Origin of the sequence: Escherichia sp. WS568 (assembly GCF_046486085.1) — a bacterium.
Taxonomy (GTDB): Bacteria; Pseudomonadota; Gammaproteobacteria; order Enterobacterales; family Enterobacteriaceae; genus Escherichia; species Escherichia coli.
Map to the genome: position 1 here is coordinate 269,700 of NZ_JBJQMC010000002.1, position 21,065 is coordinate 290,764.

26 protein-coding genes are annotated in these 21,065 nt (G+C 51.3%); 14 read left to right on the top strand and 12 right to left on the bottom strand.

Annotated features, from left to right (window positions below; all coding sequences use genetic code 11):
• Window positions 1-13: 13 nt before the first annotated feature.
• Window positions 14-325 (bottom strand): 50S ribosomal protein L21, encoded by a 312-nt coding sequence (gene rplU / locus ACJHWR_RS03705; protein ID WP_000271401.1) that lies wholly within the window; start codon window positions 323-325, stop codon window positions 14-16.
• Window positions 326-583: 258 nt separating this feature from the next.
• Between rplU and ispB the strand changes: the two genes are divergently transcribed.
• Together ispB and sfsB are read left to right on the top strand one after the other, a co-directional pair.
• On the top strand, window positions 584-1,555 hold the full coding sequence (gene ispB / locus ACJHWR_RS03710) for an octaprenyl diphosphate synthase (RefSeq protein WP_001047333.1): 972 nt from the start codon (window positions 584-586) through the stop codon (window positions 1,553-1,555).
• Window positions 1,556-1,783: 228 nt separating this feature from the next.
• Window positions 1,784-2,062, top strand: coding sequence for a DNA-binding transcriptional regulator SfsB (gene sfsB / locus ACJHWR_RS03715; RefSeq protein ID WP_000445407.1), 279 nt, complete (start codon window positions 1,784-1,786; stop codon window positions 2,060-2,062).
• 47 nt (window positions 2,063-2,109) lie between these two features.
• On the opposite strand, the gene murA is transcribed toward sfsB, so the two are convergent.
• From murA to mlaF, 7 genes are all read right to left on the bottom strand, one after another.
• On the bottom strand, window positions 2,110-3,369 hold the full coding sequence (gene murA / locus ACJHWR_RS03720) for a UDP-N-acetylglucosamine 1-carboxyvinyltransferase (protein ID WP_000357259.1): 1,260 nt from the start codon (window positions 3,367-3,369) through the stop codon (window positions 2,110-2,112).
• A 54-nt stretch (window positions 3,370-3,423) separates the two neighbouring features.
• Window positions 3,424-3,678, bottom strand: a complete 255-nt coding sequence (ibaG, locus tag ACJHWR_RS03725) for a BolA family iron metabolism protein IbaG (RefSeq protein WP_000429656.1) — start codon at window positions 3,676-3,678, stop codon at window positions 3,424-3,426.
• A 159-nt stretch (window positions 3,679-3,837) separates the two neighbouring features.
• Window positions 3,838-4,131, bottom strand: coding sequence for a lipid asymmetry maintenance protein MlaB (mlaB, locus tag ACJHWR_RS03730; RefSeq protein WP_000004488.1), 294 nt, complete (start codon window positions 4,129-4,131; stop codon window positions 3,838-3,840).
• Window positions 4,131-4,766, bottom strand: coding sequence for a phospholipid-binding protein MlaC (gene mlaC, locus ACJHWR_RS03735; protein WP_000476484.1), 636 nt, complete (start codon window positions 4,764-4,766; stop codon window positions 4,131-4,133). The genes mlaB and mlaC overlap by 1 nt, the downstream gene beginning before the upstream one ends.
• A gap of 18 nt (window positions 4,767-4,784) precedes the next feature.
• A complete protein-coding gene (mlaD, locus tag ACJHWR_RS03740) occupies window positions 4,785-5,336 on the bottom strand; it encodes an outer membrane lipid asymmetry maintenance protein MlaD (RefSeq protein ID WP_001296448.1) in 552 nt (183 codons plus the stop codon).
• Window positions 5,337-5,340: 4 nt separating this feature from the next.
• Complete coding sequence (gene mlaE / locus ACJHWR_RS03745) at window positions 5,341-6,123, bottom strand: lipid asymmetry maintenance ABC transporter permease subunit MlaE (RefSeq protein WP_000925795.1); 783 nt, start codon at window positions 6,121-6,123, stop codon at window positions 5,341-5,343.
• Window positions 6,124-6,130: 7 nt separating this feature from the next.
• Window positions 6,131-6,940 carry a phospholipid ABC transporter ATP-binding protein MlaF gene (gene mlaF, locus ACJHWR_RS03750; protein WP_000438245.1) on the bottom strand — a complete coding sequence of 270 codons (810 nt, stop codon included), beginning with the start codon at window positions 6,938-6,940 and terminating at the stop codon, window positions 6,131-6,133.
• A gap of 209 nt (window positions 6,941-7,149) precedes the next feature.
• Between mlaF and ACJHWR_RS03755 the strand changes: the two genes are divergently transcribed.
• From ACJHWR_RS03755 to yrbL, 12 genes are all read left to right on the top strand, one after another.
• A complete protein-coding gene (locus ACJHWR_RS03755) occupies window positions 7,150-8,127 on the top strand; it encodes a calcium/sodium antiporter (protein WP_000922873.1) in 978 nt (325 codons plus the stop codon).
• Between the two features lie 13 nt (window positions 8,128-8,140).
• Window positions 8,141-9,127, top strand: coding sequence for an arabinose-5-phosphate isomerase KdsD (kdsD, locus tag ACJHWR_RS03760; RefSeq protein ID WP_001295557.1), 987 nt, complete (start codon window positions 8,141-8,143; stop codon window positions 9,125-9,127).
• 20 nt (window positions 9,128-9,147) lie between these two features.
• Window positions 9,148-9,714, top strand: a complete 567-nt coding sequence (gene kdsC / locus ACJHWR_RS03765; protein ID WP_000030016.1) for a 3-deoxy-manno-octulosonate-8-phosphatase KdsC — start codon at window positions 9,148-9,150, stop codon at window positions 9,712-9,714.
• Window positions 9,711-10,286, top strand: a complete 576-nt coding sequence (lptC, locus tag ACJHWR_RS03770; protein ID WP_000030537.1) for an LPS export ABC transporter periplasmic protein LptC — start codon at window positions 9,711-9,713, stop codon at window positions 10,284-10,286. Before kdsC ends, lptC begins: the two co-directional genes overlap by 4 nt.
• On the top strand, window positions 10,255-10,812 hold the full coding sequence (lptA, locus tag ACJHWR_RS03775; RefSeq protein ID WP_000669785.1) for a lipopolysaccharide ABC transporter substrate-binding protein LptA: 558 nt from the start codon (window positions 10,255-10,257) through the stop codon (window positions 10,810-10,812). Before lptC ends, lptA begins: the two co-directional genes overlap by 32 nt.
• A 6-nt stretch (window positions 10,813-10,818) precedes the next feature.
• Window positions 10,819-11,544, top strand: a complete 726-nt coding sequence (gene lptB, locus ACJHWR_RS03780; protein WP_000224099.1) for an LPS export ABC transporter ATP-binding protein — start codon at window positions 10,819-10,821, stop codon at window positions 11,542-11,544.
• Window positions 11,545-11,591: 47 nt separating this feature from the next.
• Window positions 11,592-13,025 (top strand): RNA polymerase factor sigma-54, encoded by a 1,434-nt coding sequence (rpoN, locus tag ACJHWR_RS03785; RefSeq protein WP_000809051.1) that lies wholly within the window; start codon window positions 11,592-11,594, stop codon window positions 13,023-13,025.
• Between the two features lie 22 nt (window positions 13,026-13,047).
• Window positions 13,048-13,335: a ribosome hibernation promoting factor gene (hpf, locus tag ACJHWR_RS03790; RefSeq protein ID WP_001176599.1), complete on the top strand. Its 288-nt coding sequence runs from the start codon at window positions 13,048-13,050 to the stop codon at window positions 13,333-13,335.
• A gap of 117 nt (window positions 13,336-13,452) precedes the next feature.
• Window positions 13,453-13,944, top strand: a complete 492-nt coding sequence (gene ptsN, locus ACJHWR_RS03795; RefSeq protein WP_000183676.1) for a PTS IIA-like nitrogen regulatory protein PtsN — start codon at window positions 13,453-13,455, stop codon at window positions 13,942-13,944.
• A gap of 45 nt (window positions 13,945-13,989) precedes the next feature.
• Entirely contained in the window at window positions 13,990-14,844 is an 855-nt protein-coding gene (gene rapZ, locus ACJHWR_RS03800) for an RNase adapter RapZ (RefSeq protein WP_000243741.1), read from the top strand.
• Window positions 14,841-15,113, top strand: a complete 273-nt coding sequence (gene npr, locus ACJHWR_RS03805; protein ID WP_000216791.1) for a PTS phosphocarrier protein NPr — start codon at window positions 14,841-14,843, stop codon at window positions 15,111-15,113. Before rapZ ends, npr begins: the two co-directional genes overlap by 4 nt.
• 213 nt (window positions 15,114-15,326) lie before the next feature.
• On the top strand, window positions 15,327-15,959 hold the full coding sequence (gene yrbL, locus ACJHWR_RS03810; RefSeq protein ID WP_000620405.1) for a PhoP regulatory network protein YrbL: 633 nt from the start codon (window positions 15,327-15,329) through the stop codon (window positions 15,957-15,959).
• On the opposite strand, the gene mtgA is transcribed toward yrbL, so the two are convergent.
• The 4 genes from mtgA to ACJHWR_RS03830 form a co-directional block, all read right to left on the bottom strand.
• Window positions 15,956-16,684, bottom strand: a complete 729-nt coding sequence (gene mtgA / locus ACJHWR_RS03815) for a monofunctional biosynthetic peptidoglycan transglycosylase (protein ID WP_000047096.1) — start codon at window positions 16,682-16,684, stop codon at window positions 15,956-15,958. The two genes, yrbL and mtgA, sit on opposite strands and share 4 nt — an antisense overlap.
• Window positions 16,681-17,334, bottom strand: a complete 654-nt coding sequence (gene elbB / locus ACJHWR_RS03820; RefSeq protein ID WP_012311953.1) for an isoprenoid biosynthesis glyoxalase ElbB — start codon at window positions 17,332-17,334, stop codon at window positions 16,681-16,683. Before elbB ends, mtgA begins: the two co-directional genes overlap by 4 nt.
• Before the next feature lie 229 nt (window positions 17,335-17,563).
• Entirely contained in the window at window positions 17,564-19,900 is a 2,337-nt protein-coding gene (gene arcB / locus ACJHWR_RS03825) for an aerobic respiration two-component sensor histidine kinase ArcB (protein WP_000809774.1), read from the bottom strand.
• Window positions 19,901-19,995: 95 nt separating this feature from the next.
• A complete protein-coding gene (locus ACJHWR_RS03830) occupies window positions 19,996-20,925 on the bottom strand; it encodes a TIGR01212 family radical SAM protein (RefSeq protein ID WP_001296449.1) in 930 nt (309 codons plus the stop codon).
• Window positions 20,926-21,065: the final 140 nt, after the last annotated feature.

Here is a 21,065-nt window from a genome sequence, read left to right on the forward strand (position 1 = left end):
CTCTCCTCAGGTCTTAGGCGCTGATGCCAGTAATTTTCACATCAGTGAACCACTGACGATGGCCCTGCTGCTTACGATAGTGTTTACGACGACGAAACTTAACGATTTTAACTTTCTCGCCACGACCGTGAGCAACAACTTCAGCTTTGATTACGCCGCCATCAACGAAAGGAACGCCGATTTTGACTTCTTCACCGTTTGCGATCATCAGCACTTCAGCGAACTCAACAGTTTCGCCAGTTGCGATGTCCAGCTTTTCCAGGCGAACGGTCTGACCTTCGCTTACTCGGTGTTGTTTACCACCACTTTGGAAAACCGCGTACATATAAAACTCCGCTTCCGCGCACACCTTTTCAATGATTCAGAGTGCGCTATAAATATTCACAATAGGGCGCGAATATTACGCAAAACGCACGCCTTTGACAAGTGCTACAGTCAATACACGAAGAAAAAAAACACAACTTGTACGGTAACGTTTATCTGTGCCATTTTTTCAGTACAATCACCCTATATTCCTAACCATAAACCCTAAGTTGCCTTTGTTCACAGTAAGGTAATCGGGGCGAAAAGCCCGGCTTTTGCGATGAATTTAGAAAAAATCAATGAGTTAACCGCGCAAGATATGGCGGGTGTTAATGCGGCAATCCTTGAGCAGCTTAATTCCGACGTCCAACTGATCAATCAGTTAGGCTATTACATCGTCAGCGGCGGCGGTAAACGTATTCGTCCGATGATTGCTGTACTGGCTGCACGAGCTGTTGGCTATGAGGGAAATGCGCATGTCACCATTGCTGCCCTGATCGAGTTTATCCACACGGCGACTCTGCTGCACGACGACGTTGTGGATGAATCAGATATGCGCAGGGGTAAAGCTACCGCCAACGCCGCATTTGGCAATGCCGCCAGCGTGCTGGTAGGCGATTTTATTTATACCCGCGCGTTCCAGATGATGACCAGCCTCGGCTCGCTCAAAGTGCTGGAAGTCATGTCAGAAGCCGTAAACGTCATCGCAGAAGGTGAAGTTCTGCAACTGATGAACGTTAACGATCCGGACATCACTGAAGAAAACTACATGCGCGTTATCTATAGCAAAACCGCGCGTCTGTTTGAGGCTGCCGCGCAGTGTTCCGGGATTCTGGCTGGCTGTACGCCGGAGGAGGAGAAAGGCCTGCAGGATTATGGGCGCTATCTCGGCACTGCTTTCCAGTTGATCGACGATTTACTCGATTACAATGCCGATGGCGAACAGTTAGGTAAAAACATCGGCGACGATCTGAACGAAGGTAAACCGACGCTGCCGCTGCTGCATGCAATGCATCATGGCACACCAGAACAGGCACAGATGATTCGTACCGCCATCGAACAGGGTAACGGTCGCCATCTTCTGGAACCGGTTCTGGAAGCAATGAACGCTTGTGGATCTCTTGAATGGACGCGTCAGCGTGCCGAGGAAGAAGCAGACAAAGCCATCGCAGCGTTACAGGTGCTCCCGGACACCCCGTGGCGAGAAGCACTCATCGGCCTCGCGCACATCGCTGTTCAACGCGATCGTTAATCCCCTCCCCCTCATCCCGCGCAGTGCGCGGGATGATTCCAATAAGTTCCATAAAAACACTTATTCAGCGCAATAACGCCTGAAAAACCAGTGTATGTATCTTTATATATTCTGAATATTCACACTCTTTACAGGAACTTTTTAGAGCAATAGGCCATCAGGAGTATAGTGATGCTCGACAGAAGAAGTGTTCTGAATGAAAGCGACTAACTTAAGGAGTGAGGAAAGATGGAAAGTAATTTCATTGACTGGCATCCCGCTGACATCATTGCGGGTTTGCGCAAGAAGGGAACGTCAATGGCGGCGGAATCTCGCAGAAATGGTTTGAGTTCCTCAACGCTGGCGAACGCATTATCGCGCCCCTGGCCGAAAGGAGAGATGATTATTGCGAAAGCCCTGGGAACTGACCCCTGGATTATCTGGCCATCTCGCTACCATGATCCGCAGACCCATGAGTTTATCGACAGAACGCAGTTGATGCGTAGCTACACTAAACCGAAAAAATGAGTGGTCTGGCGGTAGCCCCGCGAACGGGGCTGCCAGCTCTCAGACAATTACTCGCCTTTCACACGCTCAATATTTGCACCTAAAGCGCGCAGTTTGTCTTCAATGCGTTCGTAGCCACGATCGATGTGATAAATACGATCAACTACCGTCGTCCCTTCCGCAATACAGCCAGCCAGCACCAGGCTTGCTGATGCACGTAGATCGGTTGCCATAACCTGTGCGCCAGAAAGTTTTTCAACACCGTGACAAATAACGGTATTGCTTTCGATTTCGGCGTGCGCGCCCATACGGCTCAGCTCTGGCACATGCATAAAGCGGTTTTCAAAGACCGTTTCGGTGATGAATCCGGTCCCTTCTGCCACCAGGTTCAACAGCGTGAACTGGGCCTGCATATCGGTCGGGAATGCCGGATGCGGCGCGGTACGTACGTTAACAGCCTTCGGACGTTTGCCATGCATATCCAGGCTAATCCAGTCTTCGCCGACTTCGATGTCCGCTCCAGCGTCACGCAGTTTCGCCAGCACGGCGTCCAGAGTATCTGGCTGCGCGTTACGGCAGATAATTTTGCCGCGAGAGATCGCCGCCGCCACCAGGAAAGTACCGGTTTCGATACGATCCGGCAGCACGCGATAGACACCGCCGCCTAAACGTTCCACACCTTCAATGACGATACGATCGGTGCCCTGACCGCTAATTTTCGCACCCAGCGTAATCAGGAAGTTCGCGGTATCGACGATTTCCGGTTCACGCGCTGCGTTTTCAATAATCGTGGTGCCTTCGGCCAGGGTTGCAGCACACATGATGGTCACCGTTGCGCCAACGCTGACTTTATCCATCACGATATGTGCGCCTTTCAAACGACCATCGACGGAAGCTTTAACGTAACCTTCTTCCAGTTTGATGGTCGCGCCTAATTGTTCGAGACCAGAAATGTGTAGATCAACCGGACGTGCACCAATCGTACAACCGCCAGGCAGTGAAACTTGCCCCTGACCAAAGCGCGCTACCAGCGGCCCCAGCGCCCAGATAGAAGCACGCATGGTTTTAACCAGATCGTAAGGTGCGCAGAATACATTAACGTCGCGGGCATCAATATGCACAGAACCATTACGTTCTACTTTCGCACCCAGCTGGCTTAGCAGCTTCATTGATGTATCGACGTCTTTTAGTTTCGGGACGTTCTGGATCTCTACCGGTTCTTCCGCCAGTAGTGCGGCAAAAAGGATAGGCAGAGCAGCATTTTTAGCGCCGGAAATTGTGACTTCGCCCTGGAGCTTCGTTGGCCCCTGAACACGAAATTTATCCATTTAGTTTGTTCTCAGTTAACAATTCATATCCGCTACCGGCGAATCGCCCATAGCTCAAAAGCCGTTCAGTTTGCGATCGCGCGCCCACTCCGCAGGGGTATACGCTTTGATCGACACAGCATGAATGCGGTTATCCGCAATATATTCCATCAGCGGGCCATAGACCGTCTGCTGTTTTTTAACCCGACTCATGCCGTCAAACAACTCACCCACGGCAATAACCTGAAAGTGGCTGCCATCGCCGGAAACGTGGACTTCCTGGAGGGAGAGAGCGTTCATCAACACGCTCTGAATTTCATTATTTTCCATGGGATCTTCAATCATCAGTTAATAAATCAGCGAAACATCTTAGAGCAAAGTTGCGCTGGCATAAATAAGCAAAAAGCCTCGCTGATAAATCAGACAAGGCTCGACTTGCAGGCAGGTTTGCCGGACAGGCGGTTAACGCCATATCCGGCCTGAAAAAATTTAACGAGGCAGAACATCAGCAGGCAAATTATACAATTTCGCGAGGGTATACACTTTGTCGTTTACCCCCTGAAGCGTCACATTGTTGCCCTGCTTTTTCGCCAGATCGATAAGATGGAGCAGCAGTGCCAGTCCACCCGTATCCACGCGGGACACACGGCTAAGATCGATGCAGGTAATCCCCTTCACCGCTTCCTCACGCATTTCCCAAAGCGGTAGCAGAACGTCCTGATCCAGCTCTCCGGATAGCGCCAGCGTGTCACCCGTCTGCATCCAGCTCAGTGACTCGCTCATTATTTTTTCTCTTCCAGAGTGATTTTCTGTTGAGAAATCGATTTCAGTTGTGCAGTCAGGCCGTCGATACCTTTGGTACGCAGCAGCGTTCCCCACTCGTTTTGTTTGGTGGTGATCATACTGACGCCTTCAGCAATCATGTCGTAAGCCTGCCAGTTGCCCGTCTGGGAGTTTTTACGCCACTGGAAGTCCAGACGCACCGGCGGGCGGCCATTTGGGTCAATAATGGTAACGCGAATAGGCACAATGGTTTTATCGCCCAGCGGCTGTTCTGGCGCAATCTGATAGGTTTGACCGTGATACATCGCCAGCGCCTGACCGTAAGCCTGCTTCAGGTACTCACGGAAAGCGGCAAAGTAAGCATCACGTTGAGCTGGGGTCGCACTCTTGTAATACTGGCCCAGCACCAGCGCACCGGCGTATTTCACCTGTACGTATGGCAACAGTTCCTGATCAACAATGGTACGCAGATAATCCGGGTTGGCCCGAATTTGCGGTTGCTCATTCTTCAGGCGATCGAACGTTTTCTGCGCCGCCTCGTCCATCAGCTTATACGGATTGGTCTGGTCTGCCGCGGTTGCCGCACTCAGCGGTGCAATCACCAGCAAAGCGACCATCATTAAACGTTTAAACATGCGTCGGTTCTCCTGAAATTATTTCGTTGTACCCACAGGTTCAGTGGTTTCATTATTACCTGGCGCAGCAGCAGGCGCATCGCCACTATTCTTATTGTCATCGCCTTTACTACCGTAAAGGAACTGACCAATGAGATCTTCCAGCACCATCGCAGACTTGGTGTCCTGAATTGTATCGCCATCCTTCAGGATAGCAGTCCCCAGTTCCGGGTCTTCAAAACCGACGTTTAATGCCAGATATTGTTCCCCCAGCAGGCCGGAAGTACGAATGCTCAGCGAACTGGTATCAGGAATGTGGTTATAACGTTGTTCAATTTCCAGCGTTACGCGTGGCAGATAGGTTTTCGGGTCCAGCGTAATATCCGCCACCCGGCCCACAACAACGCCACCAATGCTGACCGGAGAGCGCGCTTTCAGGCCGCCAATGTTATCGAACGTCGCATAAAGCGTATAGGTCGGTTCAGTACGTATAGACGTCACGTTCGCTGCCTTCAGGCAAACAAAAAGCGCCGCAAGCAGTGCTGCTAATAAAAAGATACCCACCCAAATTTCATTTTTTTTCGTTTGCATGAACTCAATTCCCAAACATCAATGCGGTCAGCACAAAATCCAGCCCCAGAACAGCCAGAGACGAGTGGACAACGGTGCGAGTGGTTGCCCGGCTAATCCCGGCAGACGTCGGGATGGCGTCGTAGCCGTTAAACAACGAAATCCACGTCACCGTGATGGCAAACACCACGCTCTTAATCAGACAGTTGACCAGATCCATACGCCAGTCGACGGCATTTTGCATTGCCGACCAGAAGAACCCGCTATCAATGCCTTTCCAACTGACGCCGACCAGCGATCCGCCCCAGATCCCCACGGCGACGAAGATAACCGTCAACAGTGGTAATGAAATAACCCCAGCCCAGAAACGGGGAGAAATAACCCGACGCAGCGGATCCACCGCCATCATCTCCATACTGGAGAGTTGCTCTGTAGCGCGCATCAGGCCGATTTCTGCGGTTAGCGCCGAACCGGCACGCCCGGCAAACAACAGCGCGGCAACCACCGGCCCCAGTTCACGCAGTAGCGATAACGCCACCAGCATACCCAGACTGGTTTCCGCACTATAAGTGGTCAGAACCAGATAACCTTGCAGCCCCAACACCATTCCGATGAACACGCCAGAAACTACAATAATCAGCATCGACAGGACGCCGACATTATAGAGCTGGCGCACCAGCAGCGGCGCATGTTTGCGAAATTCCGGTTTGCCGACCAGCGCATTGAATAACATTAACCCGGCCCGCCCGAACGTTCTCAGGGTTTTAATCCCTTTATGTCCGAGCGACGCCAGCGCATTTAACAGCATGAGTGGCTTAACTCCCTGGTAAAAGATCAGCGTGATAATCGCCGGCAGGATAGCGGAACGGAACAGGCCCGTCAGCTATCCCGTCCAGAAACTGACGTACGCGCGGATCAGGATTCGCCTGCAACGCCTGGGCACTGCCATGAGCGACAATTTTTTTGTCCGCCAGGATCCAGGCGTGATCGGCAATACTTAACACTTCCGGCACATCGTGAGAAACCACCACACAAGTCACACCCAGCGCGCTGTTCAGCTCAGAAATCAGCTTCACCAGTACGCCCATGGTGATGGGATCTTGCCCAACAAAGGGCTCATCAAACATGATGAGATCCGGCTCCAGCGCAATCGCACGTGCCAGCGCTGCACGCCGCGCCATCCCACCGGAAAGTTCAGAAGGCATAAGTTTAGCCGCTCCACGCAGCCCCACTGCCTCCAGCTTCATCATCACCGTACTATGCAACAATGGCGCGGGAAGTTGGGTATGTTCCCGCAGTGGATAGGCGACGTTGTCAAATACGTTCATATCAGTGAACAACGCCCCGGACTGAAATAACATGCTCATCCGTTTGCGCACTGTATACAGGCGCGAACGAGACATCGCCGGAATATTCTCACCATCGAAAAGGATCTCACCATGATCTGGTGCGATTTGCCCGCCAATCAGACGGAGTAGCGTCGTTTTACCGATGCCCGATGGCCCCATGATCGCCGTGATCTTCCCTCGCGGCACGGTCAGGGAAATATTATCGAAGATGCAGCGATTGCCACGCGTAAAACTGACATCGCGCATATCGACTAAATTCGCCACAGACTGCTCCATAATTCACCCTTCGTCTTGCGTTGATTTTCTAAGCATGGCGCTCAATTTAACCTTGAACCCAACATATTTACAGAATATTACCCGCCGTGGTTAGCGAAAGCTGGCATTTGTTTTACTTTTTAGCCGCATAAAGTCAAAATTAAGAATCCGTTACGGCTTTCTGAAAATCTTCAGCGGACCGGCGAGTATACCTGAAGAAAGGACGTTAGATGCTTTTAGCTACGGCACTGTTAATTGTTGGTTTACTTTTGGTCGTTTACAGTGCCGACCGCCTGGTTTTTGCCGCGTCTATTCTTTGCCGAACCTTTGGCATCCCGCCGCTAATCATCGGCATGACGGTGGTCAGTATTGGTACATCGTTACCAGAAATCATCGTCTCGCTTGCCGCGTCTCTGCACGAACAACGCGATTTAGCCGTTGGTACAGCCCTCGGCTCAAACATTATCAATATATTGCTGATCCTCGGTCTGGCTGCGCTGGTTCGTCCTTTTACCGTCCATTCCGATGTTCTACGCCGTGAATTACCCTTAATGTTGTTGGTCAGCGTGGTGGCCGGTTCCGTACTCTATGACGGACAACTTAGTCGCAGCGATGGTATCTTTCTCCTCTTTCTGGCTGTGCTATGGCTGCTGTTCATTGTTAAACTTGCACGTCAGGCTGAACGTCAGGGGACTGACAGCCTGACCAGAGAGCAGCTTGCAGAGCTGCCGCGTGACGGCGGATTGCCCGTCGCGTTTTTATGGCTCGGCATTGCGCTTATCATCATGCCAGTGGCCACGCGGATGGTGGTTGATAACGCCACGGTGCTGGCGAATTACTTTGCCATCAGCGAGTTGACGATGGGTCTGACGGCAATTGCTATCGGAACCAGCCTGCCGGAACTGGCAACCGCAATAGCGGGGGTTCGCAAAGGTGAAAACGACATTGCGGTCGGAAATATTATTGGCGCAAACATCTTTAATATTGTCATCGTGTTGGGTTTACCCGCGCTGATAACGCCAGGAGAGATTGATCCACTGGCGTACAGTCGTGACTACAGCGTGATGTTGCTGGTGAGCATTATTTTTGCGTTGCTGTGCTGGCGGCGCTCCCCGCAATCGGGCCGTGGTGTAGGGGTATTATTAACTGGCGGATTTATCGTATGGCTGGCGATGTTGTACTGGTTATCGCCAATACTCGTTGAATAACTGGAAACGCATTATGTCGCACGTAGAGTTACAACCGGGTTTTGACTTTCAGCAAGCAGGTAAAGAAGTCCTGGCGATTGAACGTGAATGCCTGGCGGAGCTTGATCAATACATCAATCAGAATTTCACGCTTGCCTGTGAAAAGATGTTCTGGTGTAAAGGGAAAGTTGTCGTCATGGGGATGGGGAAATCGGGGCACATCGGGCGCAAAATGGCGGCAACGTTTGCCAGCACCGGTACACCTTCATTTTTCGTCCATCCTGGTGAAGCCGCGCATGGTGATTTAGGCATGGTCACCCCACAGGATGTGGTGATTGCTATCTCTAACTCAGGTGAATCCAGCGAAATCACGGCCTTAATTCCAGTGCTTAAGCGTCTTCACGTACCGTTAATCTGCATCACCGGTCGCCCGGAGAGCAGCATGGCGCGCGCCGCAGATGTGCATCTGTGTGTTAAAGTAGCGAAAGAAGCCTGTCCGTTAGGGCTGGCACCGACCAGCAGCACCACCGCCACGCTGGTTATGGGCGATGCCCTCGCTGTCGCGCTGTTAAAAGCACGCGGCTTTACTGCTGAAGATTTTGCGCTCTCACACCCAGGCGGCGCACTGGGTCGTAAACTTCTGCTGCGCGTAAACGATATTATGCATACGGGCGATGAGATCCCGCATGTTAAGAAAACGGCCAGTCTGCGTGACGCGTTGCTGGAAGTTACCCGCAAAAATCTTGGTATGACTGTCATTTGCGATGACAATATGATGATTGAAGGCATCTTTACCGACGGTGATTTACGCCGTGTCTTCGATATGGGCGTGGATGTTCGTCAGTTAAGTATTGCCGATGTGATGACGCCGGGGGGAATACGTGTGCGCCCTGGCATTCTGGCCGTTGAGGCACTGAACTTAATGCAGTCCCGCCATATCACCTCCGTGATGGTTGCCGATGGCGACCATTTACTCGGTGTGTTACATATGCATGATTTACTGCGTGCAGGCGTAGTGTAAAGATTCAAGGATAAACAACAATGAGCAAAGCAGGTGCGTCGCTTGCGACCTGTTACGGCCCTGTCAGCGCCGACGTTATGGCAAAAGCAGAGAATATTCGTCTGCTGATCCTCGATGTCGATGGCGTACTGTCAGATGGCCTGATTTATATGGGCAATAATGGCGAAGAGCTGAAAGCGTTCAATGTTCGTGACGGTTATGGCATTCGTTGTGCGCTCACCTCTGATATTGAAGTCGCTATCATTACCGGGCGAAAGGCTAAACTGGTAGAAGATCGTTGTGCCACATTGGGGATCACTCACTTGTATCAGGGGCAGTCAAACAAACTGATCGCCTTTAGCGATCTGCTGGAAAAACTGGCGATTGCCCCGGAAAATGTGGCTTATGTCGGCGATGATCTCATCGACTGGCCGGTAATGGAAAAAGTGGGGTTAAGCGTCGCCGTGGCCGATGCGCATCCACTGTTGATCCCGCGCGCCGATTACGTGACGCGCATTGCTGGCGGTCGTGGCGCAGTGCGAGAAGTTTGCGACTTATTACTCCTGGCGCAGGGCAAACTGGATGAAGCCAAAGGGCAATCGATATGAGTAAAGCCAGACGTTGGGTTATCATTGTGCTATCACTGGCGGTTCTGGTGATGATCGGCATTAATATGGCCGAAAAAGACGATACCGCCCAGGTGGTCGTCAACAACAATGATCCCACCTATAAAAGCGAGCATACGGACACGCTCGTCTATAACCCAGAAGGGGCACTAAGCTATCGATTGATTGCTCAACATGTTGAATATTATTCCGATCAGGCCGTTTCGTGGTTTACGCAGCCGGTACTTACCACGTTTGATAAGGATAAAATCCCGACATGGTCAGTAAAAGCAGATAAAGCCAAGCTGACCAATGACCGGATGCTCTATTTATATGGACACGTTGAAGTCAACGCACTTGTGCCGGACTCTCAACTTCGCAGAATCACGACGGATAACGCGCAGATCAATCTGGTGACGCAGGATGTTACCTCTGAAGACCTCGTCACGTTATACGGAACAACATTTAACTCCAGCGGTCTGAAAATGCGCGGCAACTTACGCAGCAAGAACGCCGAGCTGATTGAAAAGGTTAGAACATCCTATGAAATTCAAAACAAACAAACTCAGCCTTAATCTTGTGCTTGCCAGCTCACTTCTGGCCGCCAGCATTCCGGCATTTGCTGTAACCGGAGACACTGATCAGCCGATCCACATTGAATCGGACCAGCAATCTCTTGATATGCAAGGCAACGTGGTTACCTTTACCGGTAATGTCATCGTCACCCAGGGCACCATCAAAATTAATGCCGACAAAGTGGTCGTTACCCGTCCGGGCGGCGAACAAGGTAAAGAAGTGATTGACGGCTACGGTAAACCGGCAACGTTCTACCAGATGCAGGACAATGGTAAACCCGTTGAAGGTCACGCTTCCCAGATGCACTACGAACTGGCAAAAGATTTTGTCGTTCTGACGGGTAATGCTTATCTGCAGCAGGTCGATAGCAACATTAAGGGCGATAAGATCACTTACCTGGTGAAAGAGCAGAAAATGCAGGCTTTCAGCGACAAAGGTAAGCGCGTAACCACCGTTCTGGTGCCGTCGCAGCTGCAGGACAAAAACAACAAAGGCCAGACCCCGGCACAGAAGAAGGGTAATTAATTCGTTATGGCAACATTAACTGCAAAGAACCTTGCAAAAGCCTATAAAGGCCGTCGCGTGGTAGAAGACGTCAGCCTGACCGTCAACTCCGGGGAAATTGTCGGTCTGCTGGGGCCAAACGGTGCCGGTAAGACCACCACTTTCTACATGGTTGTAGGCATTGTGCCGCGCGATGCGGGCAACATCATTATTGATGATGACGATATCAGTCTGCTGCCTCTGCATGCACGCGCGCGCCGCGGTATCGGCTATCTGCCACAGGAAGCCTCCATTTTCCGTCGCCTCAGCGTTTACGATAACCTGATGGCGGTACTGCAAATTCGTGACGACTTGTCTGCTGAACAACGTGAAGACCGCGCGAACGAGCTGATGGAAGAGTTTCACATTGAGCACCTGCGTGACAGCATGGGGCAGTCACTCTCCGGGGGTGAACGTCGCCGTGTAGAAATTGCCCGCGCACTGGCTGCGAATCCGAAATTTATTCTGCTCGACGAACCGTTTGCCGGGGTTGACCCGATCTCGGTTATCGACATTAAACGCATCATTGAACACCTGCGCGACAGCGGCCTGGGCGTACTGATCACTGACCACAACGTGCGTGAAACACTGGCGGTTTGTGAACGCGCTTATATCGTCAGTCAGGGGCATTTGATCGCCCACGGCACGCCTACAGAAATCTTACAAGACGAACACGTTAAGCGTGTATACCTTGGGGAAGACTTCAGACTCTGATAGGGTAGAAGTTTGCGACGTTTTAGCAGGAGAGTACGATTCTGAACATGAAGCAAGGTTTGCAACTCAGGCTTAGCCAACAACTGGCGATGACGCCACAGCTCCAACAGGCAATTCGTCTGTTGCAGTTGTCGACGCTGGAACTTCAGCAGGAGCTACAGCAGGCGCTGGAGAGTAATCCGCTGCTTGAGCAAATCGACACTCATGAAGAAATCGACACCCGCGAAACGCAAGACAGTGAAACGCTGGACACCGCCGACGCGCTCGAACAAAAAGAGATGCCGGAAGAGCTGCCGCTCGATGCCAGTTGGGACACCATTTACACCGCTGGTACACCATCCGGCACCAGCGGTGACTACATTGACGACGAGCTGCCGGTCTATCAGGGCGAAACGACGCAGACCTTGCAGGATTACCTGATGTGGCAGGTCGAGCTGACACCGTTTTCCGACACTGACCGCGCTATTGCTACCTCTATCGTCGATGCCGTTGATGACACCGGTTATCTGACTGTCCCGCTGGAAGATATTCTCGAAAGTATGGGCGATGAAGAGATTGACATCGACGAAGTTGAAGCCGTCCTTAAGCGGATCCAACGGTTTGATCCAGTCGGTGTGGCGGCAAAAGATCTGCGTGACTGTCTGCTGATCCAACTCTCCCAATTCGATAAAACCACGCCGTGGCTGGAAGAGGCCAGACTGATTATTAGCGATCATCTCGATCTGTTAGCCAATCACGACTTCCGCACTTTAATGCGCGTCACGCGTCTGAAAGAAGATGTGCTGAAAGAAGCCGTCAATCTGATCCAGTCGCTCGATCCGCGCCCCGGGCAGTCGATCCAGACTGGCGAACCTGAGTATGTCATTCCAGATGTGCTGGTGCGTAAGCATAACGGTCACTGGACGGTAGAACTCAACAGTGACAGCATTCCGCGTCTGCAAATCAACCAGCACTACGCCTCGATGTGCAATAACGCGCGCAACGATGGTGACAGCCAGTTTATCCGCAGCAATCTGCAGGATGCCAAATGGTTGATCAAGAGTCTGGAAAGCCGTAACGATACGCTACTGCGCGTGAGTCGCTGTATCGTTGAACAGCAGCAGGCCTTCTTTGAGCAAGGTGAAGAATATATGAAACCGATGGTACTGGCCGATATCGCCCAGGCTGTCGAAATGCATGAATCGACGATATCTCGCGTGACCACGCAAAAATACCTGCATAGTCCACGAGGCATTTTTGAACTGAAGTATTTCTTTTCCAGTCACGTCAATACCGAGGGCGGCGGCGAAGCTTCCTCCACGGCGATTCGTGCGCTGGTGAAGAAATTAATCGCGGCGGAAAACCCAGCGAAACCGTTGAGCGACAGCAAGTTAACCTCTTTGCTGTCGGAACAAGGTATCATGGTGGCACGCCGCACTGTTGCGAAGTACCGAGAGTCTTTATCCATTCCGCCGTCAAACCAGCGTAAACAGCTCGTTTGACCCAACCGATAAGGAAGACACTATGCAGCTCAACATTACCGGAAATAACGTCGAGATCACCGAGGCACTGCGCGAATTTGTTACAGCCAAATTTGCCAAACTTGAGCAATATTTTGACCGAATCAACCAGGTCTATGTTGTTCTGAAAGTGGAGAAAGTCACCCACACCTCAGATGCAACACTGCATGTAAACGGTGGTGAAATTCATGCCAGCGCGGAAGGTCAGGACATGTACGCTGCCATTGATGGCTTAATTGATAAGCTGGCACGCCAGTTGACCAAACATAAAGATAAACTGAAACAACACTAATTGTCCGGGCAATTAGCATGTGCATGGCGGCCTGTTGTGCGGCACAACGGGCCATTTGTACGGTTAATGCTCCGAGCCTGTTCCACTGTTTGAGTGGGCAGGTTCTTAGGTGAAATTATGACAAATAATGATACAACTCTACAGCTTAGCAGTGTTCTTAACAGGGAATGTACGCGAAGCCGCGTCCACTGTCAGAGCAAAAAACGCGCCCTGGAAATCATCAGCGAGCTGGCGGCGAAACAACTTAGCCTGCCGCCTCAGGTGGTTTTTGAAGCTATCCTGACGCGGGAAAAAATGGGCAGTACCGGTATCGGCAATGGTATTGCCATTCCGCATGGCAAACTGGAAGAAGATACTCTGCGCGCCGTTGGCGTTTTCGTTCAGCTCGAAACGCCTATAGCTTTCGATGCCATCGACAACCAACCGGTGGATTTACTTTTTGCCCTGCTGGTGCCGGCAGACCAAACTAAAACGCACCTGCATACTCTGTCACTGGTGGCGAAACGTCTGGCGGACAAAACCATCTGCCGCCGTTTACGCGCAGCCCAGAGCGATGAAGAGCTGTATCAAATCATTACGGATACCGAAGGTACTCCGGATGAAGCGTAGTTATTCGGTAATGTCTCTTTTAGACGTTGTGAGGAGAAACAGTACATGGTACTGATGATCGTCAGCGGACGTTCAGGTTCAGGTAAATCTGTCGCCCTGCGTGCGCTGGAAGATATGGGTTTTTACTGCGTGGATAACCTTCCCGTAGTGTTGTTACCCGATCTGGCTCGAACTCTGGCCGATCGCGAGATTTCTGCCGCCGTCAGCATTGATGTTCGTAATATGCCGGAGTCACCAGAAATATTCGAACAGGCGATGAGTAACCTGCCTGACGCTTTCTCACCGCAACTACTGTTCCTGGATGCCGACCGTAATACCTTAATTCGTCGTTACAGTGACACGCGCCGACTGCATCCGCTTTCCAGCAAAAACCTGTCGCTGGAAAGTGCTATCGACAAAGAAAGCGATTTGCTGGAGCCTCTGCGTTCGCGAGCGGATCTGATTGTCGATACCTCAGAAATGTCCGTTCACGAGCTGGCTGAAATGCTGCGTACCCGTCTGCTGGGTAAACGTGAACGCGAACTGACCATGGTCTTTGAGTCTTTCGGCTTCAAACACGGTATCCCTATCGATGCAGATTACGTCTTTGACGTGCGCTTCTTGCCGAACCCGCACTGGGATCCGAAACTGCGTCCAATGACAGGTCTGGATAAGCCTGTCGCCGCGTTCCTCGACCGCCACACAGAAGTACACAATTTTATCTACCAGACGCGAAGCTATCTTGAGCTATGGTTACCTATGCTGGAAACCAACAACCGTAGCTACCTGACGGTCGCCATTGGTTGTACCGGCGGGAAGCACCGTTCGGTGTATATTGCAGAGCAACTGGCTGACTACTTCCGCTCGCGCGGTAAAAACGTCCAGTCACGCCATCGTACGCTGGAAAAACGTAAACCATGACCGTCAAGCAAACTGTTGAAATCACAAACAAGCTGGGCATGCATGCCCGGCCTGCAATGAAGCTGTTTGAATTAATGCAAGGTTTTGACGCTGAAGTGCTGTTACGTAATGACGAAGGCACCGAGGCTGAAGCCAACAGCGTTATTGCGCTGCTGATGTTGGATTCTGCCAAAGGACGGCAGATTGAAGTTGAAGCGACCGGTCCACAGGAAGAGGAAGCACTGGCCGCCGTTATCGCCCTCTTTAATTCTGGTTTTGATGAAGATTAATCTTCATCACTTTGACATACAACTCCCTTCAAACTCCCCCCGACAATAAGAAAATCACGTACTGAAATCGTTCTCAATCAACGTCATTTGTACATTTTGTGCGCTTTTTACTTTCAGAAGAACCTTAAGAAAACCTTAAGAGGCATTGTTTAGGTTTTGTTTAAGTTAATCGACCATACTGGAGATCGTCAGAAAATATTTCCAGGAGATGGCATGATTCGCTTATCTGAACAAAGTCCCCTGGGCACCGGAAGACATCGGAAATGTTATGCGCATCCGGAAGATGCCCAACGCTGTATCAAGATTGTCTACCATCGTGGCGATGGTGGCGATAAAGAGATCCGCCGTGAGTTAAAGTACTACGCGCATCTTGGTCGCCGGTTAAAAGACTGGAGTGGAATACCGCGCTATCACGGTACCGTTGAGACGGATTGCGGAACCGGTTATGTCTACGATGTGATTGCAGATTTTGACGGCAAGCCCTCCATTACGCTGACCGAATTTGCTGAACAATGCCGTTACGAAGAAGACATTGCACAACTGCGCCAGCTACTGAAACAGCTGAAGCGTTATTTACAGGATAACCGTATCGTGACGATGTCGCTGAAGCCGCAGAATATCCTTTGTCATCGCATCAGTGAGTCAGAGGTTATCCCCGTCGTCTGCGACAACATTGGTGAAAGCACATTGATTCCACTGGCGACCTGGTCGAAGTGGTGTTGTCTGCGTAAGCAAGAGCGGTTGTGGAAACGATTTATCGCCCAACCGGCGCTGGCTATTGCCCTGCAGAAAGATCTGCAACCTCGTGAGAGCAAAACGCTGGCCCTCACTTCGCGCGAAGCTTAATCAAGCTGGTGTTGTTGCATAAACGGCTCACCGCCTAACTGATACATCTGCCGTAAAATCCACGCCTGACGGCTACGCACGTAGCCCGATGGCGCGGAGACTTTGAAACGAAGTGGATTAGGTAATACAGCTGCCAGTAATGCAGCTTCCGACCGGGTAAGCTTGCTCGCGGGTTTGTGGAAATAACGTTGTGCCGCAGCTTCGACGCCAAACACACCGTCGCCAAATTCGGCGATATTCAGGTAAACCGTCAGGATACGCTTTTTGCTCCAGACCGTTTCTATCCCCAGCGTTAATCCGGCTTCCAGCCCTTTTCGAACCCAGCTGCGCCCATCCCATAAAAAGAGATTTTTGGCTGTCTGCTGAGAAATCGTTGACGCACCGCGAATACGGTTTTCATTGCGTTCGTTGTGCGCCAGGGCTTGCTCAATGGAAGCGACATCAAAGCCCCAGTGCTCAGGAAATTTCTGATCTTCTGCGGCAATCACCGCCAGTCCCATCCACGGCGAGATTTGATCCATACTGACCCAGTCAGAATGTGCCACGTAACGAAAATTGCCATGCAGCCAGGCGCTGACTTGCCGCTCAACCATTACCGCTGAGAAGGGAACAGGCGCAACGCTAAACAACGCGATGCCCCCGCCCCAGAAAACGGCGAGGACAACCATTAACCGCAGAAGAAAACGGCGAACGAAACTAAACACCGTTAAGCGGCTTTTACTCATTCCGCCAGGACCAGCACGCGGGAAACCAGCTTATCAATGCCGCTCGCCGCTTCTGCAATGTTCTGCGCCAGCATATATGCAGGGGTGGTGACAATCTTATTGTCTTCATCAACCACGATATCATCGACAGGACACGGCACATGCTCCGCGCCCATCTCTTCCAGCACTTCTGCGGTATCAATATCAGTACCGATGGTCAAACGCAGCGGGAAATCGAAAATTTTCGGCAGCATCGCCGGGGCAATACACATAAAACCAAGCGGTTTTCCGGCCTGATGCATCGCTTGTGCCAGCGCCTTTAATTCACGGTCAACGGTGCATTCACTCCCCAGACGGGCAAAGTTGCTTAAATTCTTCGCCGCACCAAACCCCCCCGGCACAATCAACGCATCCAGCTCAGCGGCATCGGCCTGGGCCAGAGGGCGGATCTCACCACGCGTTATTCGTGCCGCTTCAATCAGCACATTGCGCGTTTCCGGCATCGCTTCGCCAGTTAAATGATTGATTACATCAACCTGCTGCTTATCCGGTGCAAAGCAGACCGCCTGCGCACCGCTGCGTGAAATAGCTAACAACGTCAACACCGCTTCATGAATTTCAGAACCGTCATAGACGCCGCATCCGCTCAGAATTACGCCAATTTTCTTCATTGTGATCATCCTTTCGCAATTGACTGAAACACATTAATTTTTTTAATAAAAATGCTACGCATCACACATTTAACTGATTCATGTAACAAATCATTTAAGTTTTGCTATCTTAACTGCGTGCGGCCTGAAAAACAGTGCTGTGCCCTTGTAACTCATCATAATAATTTACGGCGCAGCCAAGATTTCCCTGGTGTTGGCGCAGTATTCGCGCACCCCGGTCTAGCCGGGGTCATTTTTTAGTAGCTTTTGCCACCCACGCTTTCAGTACTTCTACGTCGTGACGCCACTCTTCTTTCATCTCTTCAATCCATTCACCGACGTTATCTTCCCAGGCGGGAAGGTCAGGAGACTGAATTTGCTGACCCAACTGTTGCAGATGGCGTAACCCCACTGACCCCGCCGCACCTTTAATTTTATGTCCTTCCTCAACAATGCCTTTTTTATCCTGCGCCGTCAGATTCGACTCCAGCACGCTAACATATCCCGGCATCATCTTCTCAAATACCGCTAACCCGTCGGTGATCAGCTTCGGTCCTACAAGTTCGAGATACTGTTCCAGCATGGGAATATCGAGCAATGCTTCTGATTTACTGTTCTCTTCTGTCGTCACCGTACTCTCCTCATCATCCTGGGTATCCCAGAATTTCTTGATCATCGCGGTTAGCGCCGGAACAGAAAGCGGCTTACTCAGCACATCATCCATTCCAGCATTGAGGTACTCTTGTTTGTCTTTCAGCACGTTAGCGGTTAAGGCCACCAGCGGTGGTAAATCCTCGCGCGGATAACGCTTCGTCAGTTCACGAGAGATATCCAGCCCGGTCATATCTGGCAACTGAATATCCAGCAATACCAGGTCGTATTCGCCCGGTTTAAACATCTCCAGCGCCGCCTTGCCGGTCATGGCGACATCAACGCTGTTACCTAATTTTTCCAGCACAGAACGCGCGACAATCACGTTCAGTTCAATGTCTTCCACCAGCAGTACATTCAGCGCCGGTAAAGGCATATCGTCTTCATCAAACGCATCATCGACCTCTTCTGCCACCGACGGTGCGTGGATCGTCAACGTAAAGGTTGAACCTTTGCCCTGTTCGCTGGTAACCGTAATATCGCCGCCCATATTTTTCGCCAGACGACGAGAAACGGCCAGACCAATACCGGTGCCGGTGGCAGGTTTACCGCCATGACTGTCTTTCACCTGGTAATACATGGCGAAAATTTTATCCAGCTCATCCTGCGGAATGCCAATGCCGGAATCTTCCACTTCAAAATGCAGCATATCGCCTTCATCGTAGCGCACGCGCACGGTAACCTGGCCTTGCTGGGTGAATTTGACGGCGTTACTGATGAGGTTCCACAGGATCTGCCGTAAACGCGTCCCGTCGGTAATGACCTGATGCGGTAATGGCAGCGTAGGCTCCAGGTTAAAGCGCAATCCTTTTTGTTGCGCCTGCAAGGCGGAGAGATTTTCCAGATCGGCAAGGAAGCTGGTGAAATCAACCGGCTGATTATCAAGCTGGACCTTGCGCCGTTCCATCTTATCCATGTCGATAATATCGTTGAAGATATTCCCCAGCGTGACGGCCGAAACATGGATGGTTTTGAGATATTTTTCCTGCTCGGCGGTGAGTTCGGTATCCAGCAGAATGCGGCTCAGGCCGACGATACCATTCAGCGGCGTACGCAATTCGTGACTGATGGTGGAGATAAACGTCGTTTTGTCGCGGCTGGCCCGTTCAAGCGCATCCTGATACCGCTTACGCTCGGTAATGTCGCGACCAAAGCCCATCAAACCGTGACGTTTACCCACGCGGTCGTAGTACGGCACTTTACGGATTTCAAAGCAGGCTTTGCGCCCGTCCGGGTAATCCAGCCACTGTTCATAGGTCAGTGACACATTATGACGGAACACTTTTTCATCGGTTTCAATGACTTTTGCGGCGGCTTCCGGTGAGTAAACATCAGCAGGTTTCAGGTGAACCAGTTGTTTTTCGCTTTTTCCGGTCAGCAGCTCCATCGCGCGGTTACAGCCGGAAAACTCTTTATCTTCGTTACGATAAAAAACCAGGTCGGGTGAAGCATCAAGGAAGGAACGTAAGAATGAGGATTGCTGCTCGAGCTGAATTTGTGTCTCTTCGCGCTCTTTGATTTCAATTTTCAGTTGGCCGAAGGTTTCCTGCAGTTCTGCTTCCGCTTTTTCACGAACGGCGATTTCCTGATTTAGCTGGGCAATATTATCTTTTAACTGAACGTTGAGGCTCAAATCGCGCTCGCGCATCTCCTCCAGTTTTTGCACCAGTCGTGACAGACGTTGCCGTGACTCCTCCAGTTGCTCGACGACCACCGATAGAAAGTAGACCGCCCACGGCGTAATCAGCAAACCAAAGAAGATAGAACGAATAACATCAATGCTTTCGACCTGACCATGCAGCACCATGGTTACCGCCATTTGTACCACAATGGCAAGAACGACGAGGGCCAGCGCCAGCAACATTGAGAAGCGCACCAGACCTAACTTCATCATCAGGTCAACATAATACTGCGCCAGCAGACGAATTTGCTTCATTAGGGAATTCCTTCACGACAACCTGCCCCAATAATACCCAATTCTGACAGTTACGTTATAAATTGTGTGAGAAATGCGGAATTCCCCTCAATGGCCTACGCCGTTGGAGGTAGCCACGGACGTCCCAGCGCCGATCCCTGTACGCCATGTTCATTCAGATAACGATCCAGCTCGACCATTCCCGTCCAGCGATTTTCGCACCACAGAGGAGCAAGCAGCGTCGGGCGACGGGCGCTGGCGGAAATGCGGTGGTAGATCACTTCCGGTGGCGTATGGCGAATCATTTCTCCGGCAGTGAGCGTGTAATCTTCCAGTTCAATACCGTTCAAACGCCCCGCTTCCCAGGCTTTCGCCATAATGCTGCCTTTCACAATATGCAGCGGATGCAGCTTTATGCCGTCCACGCCAGTTTCAACGACTCGCTCCAGCGTTTGCAAACATTCAGCCTGCCCTTCGCCAGGCAGGCCGACAATTAAGTGAGAACACACCTTCAGCCCACGCTCACGCGCCAGCTGCGTCGTGCGCTGATAACAGGCAAAATCATGACCGCGATTGATGCGATGCAGCGTTTTGTCGTGGGCGGTTTGTAGCCCCAGCTCCAGCCACACTTCGTAACCCTGGTCCTTATATTCGCAAAGCAGATCCAGCACCGCATCCGGCACGCAGTCCGGGCGGGTACCAACACACAAACCGACAATATTGGCCTGGCTCACCGCCTGCTGATACATAGAACGCAGCACCTGAACTTCCGCAAAGGTGCTGGTATACGCCTGAAAGTAGGCCAGATAGCGTTTAGCGCGGTTAACTAAATTCGCCTGGTGCGCCAGTTGCTCGGCAATGGAACGATGCTGCTGCGCTTCATCGGCAAACGAGGCCACATTACAGAATGTGCAGCCACCACGCCCGATGGTACCGTCACGGTTAGGGCAGCTAAAACCGCCGTGCAGCGTCAGCTTATGCACCTTTTGCCCATAACGACGGGTGAGATCACCACCAAACATATTGACTAATTTCTGTAACTGCATAATCTGATAGACCGCGCCTTGAAAAGAGGCCAAAGCCTGCCATTTTTAGCTCAATTCGGCGATGACCTGGATCAATCGTCCCGGCCTGCTTTTATCAACTGCATAATCAATCAAAATTACCGAAATTTCATGCACAATCA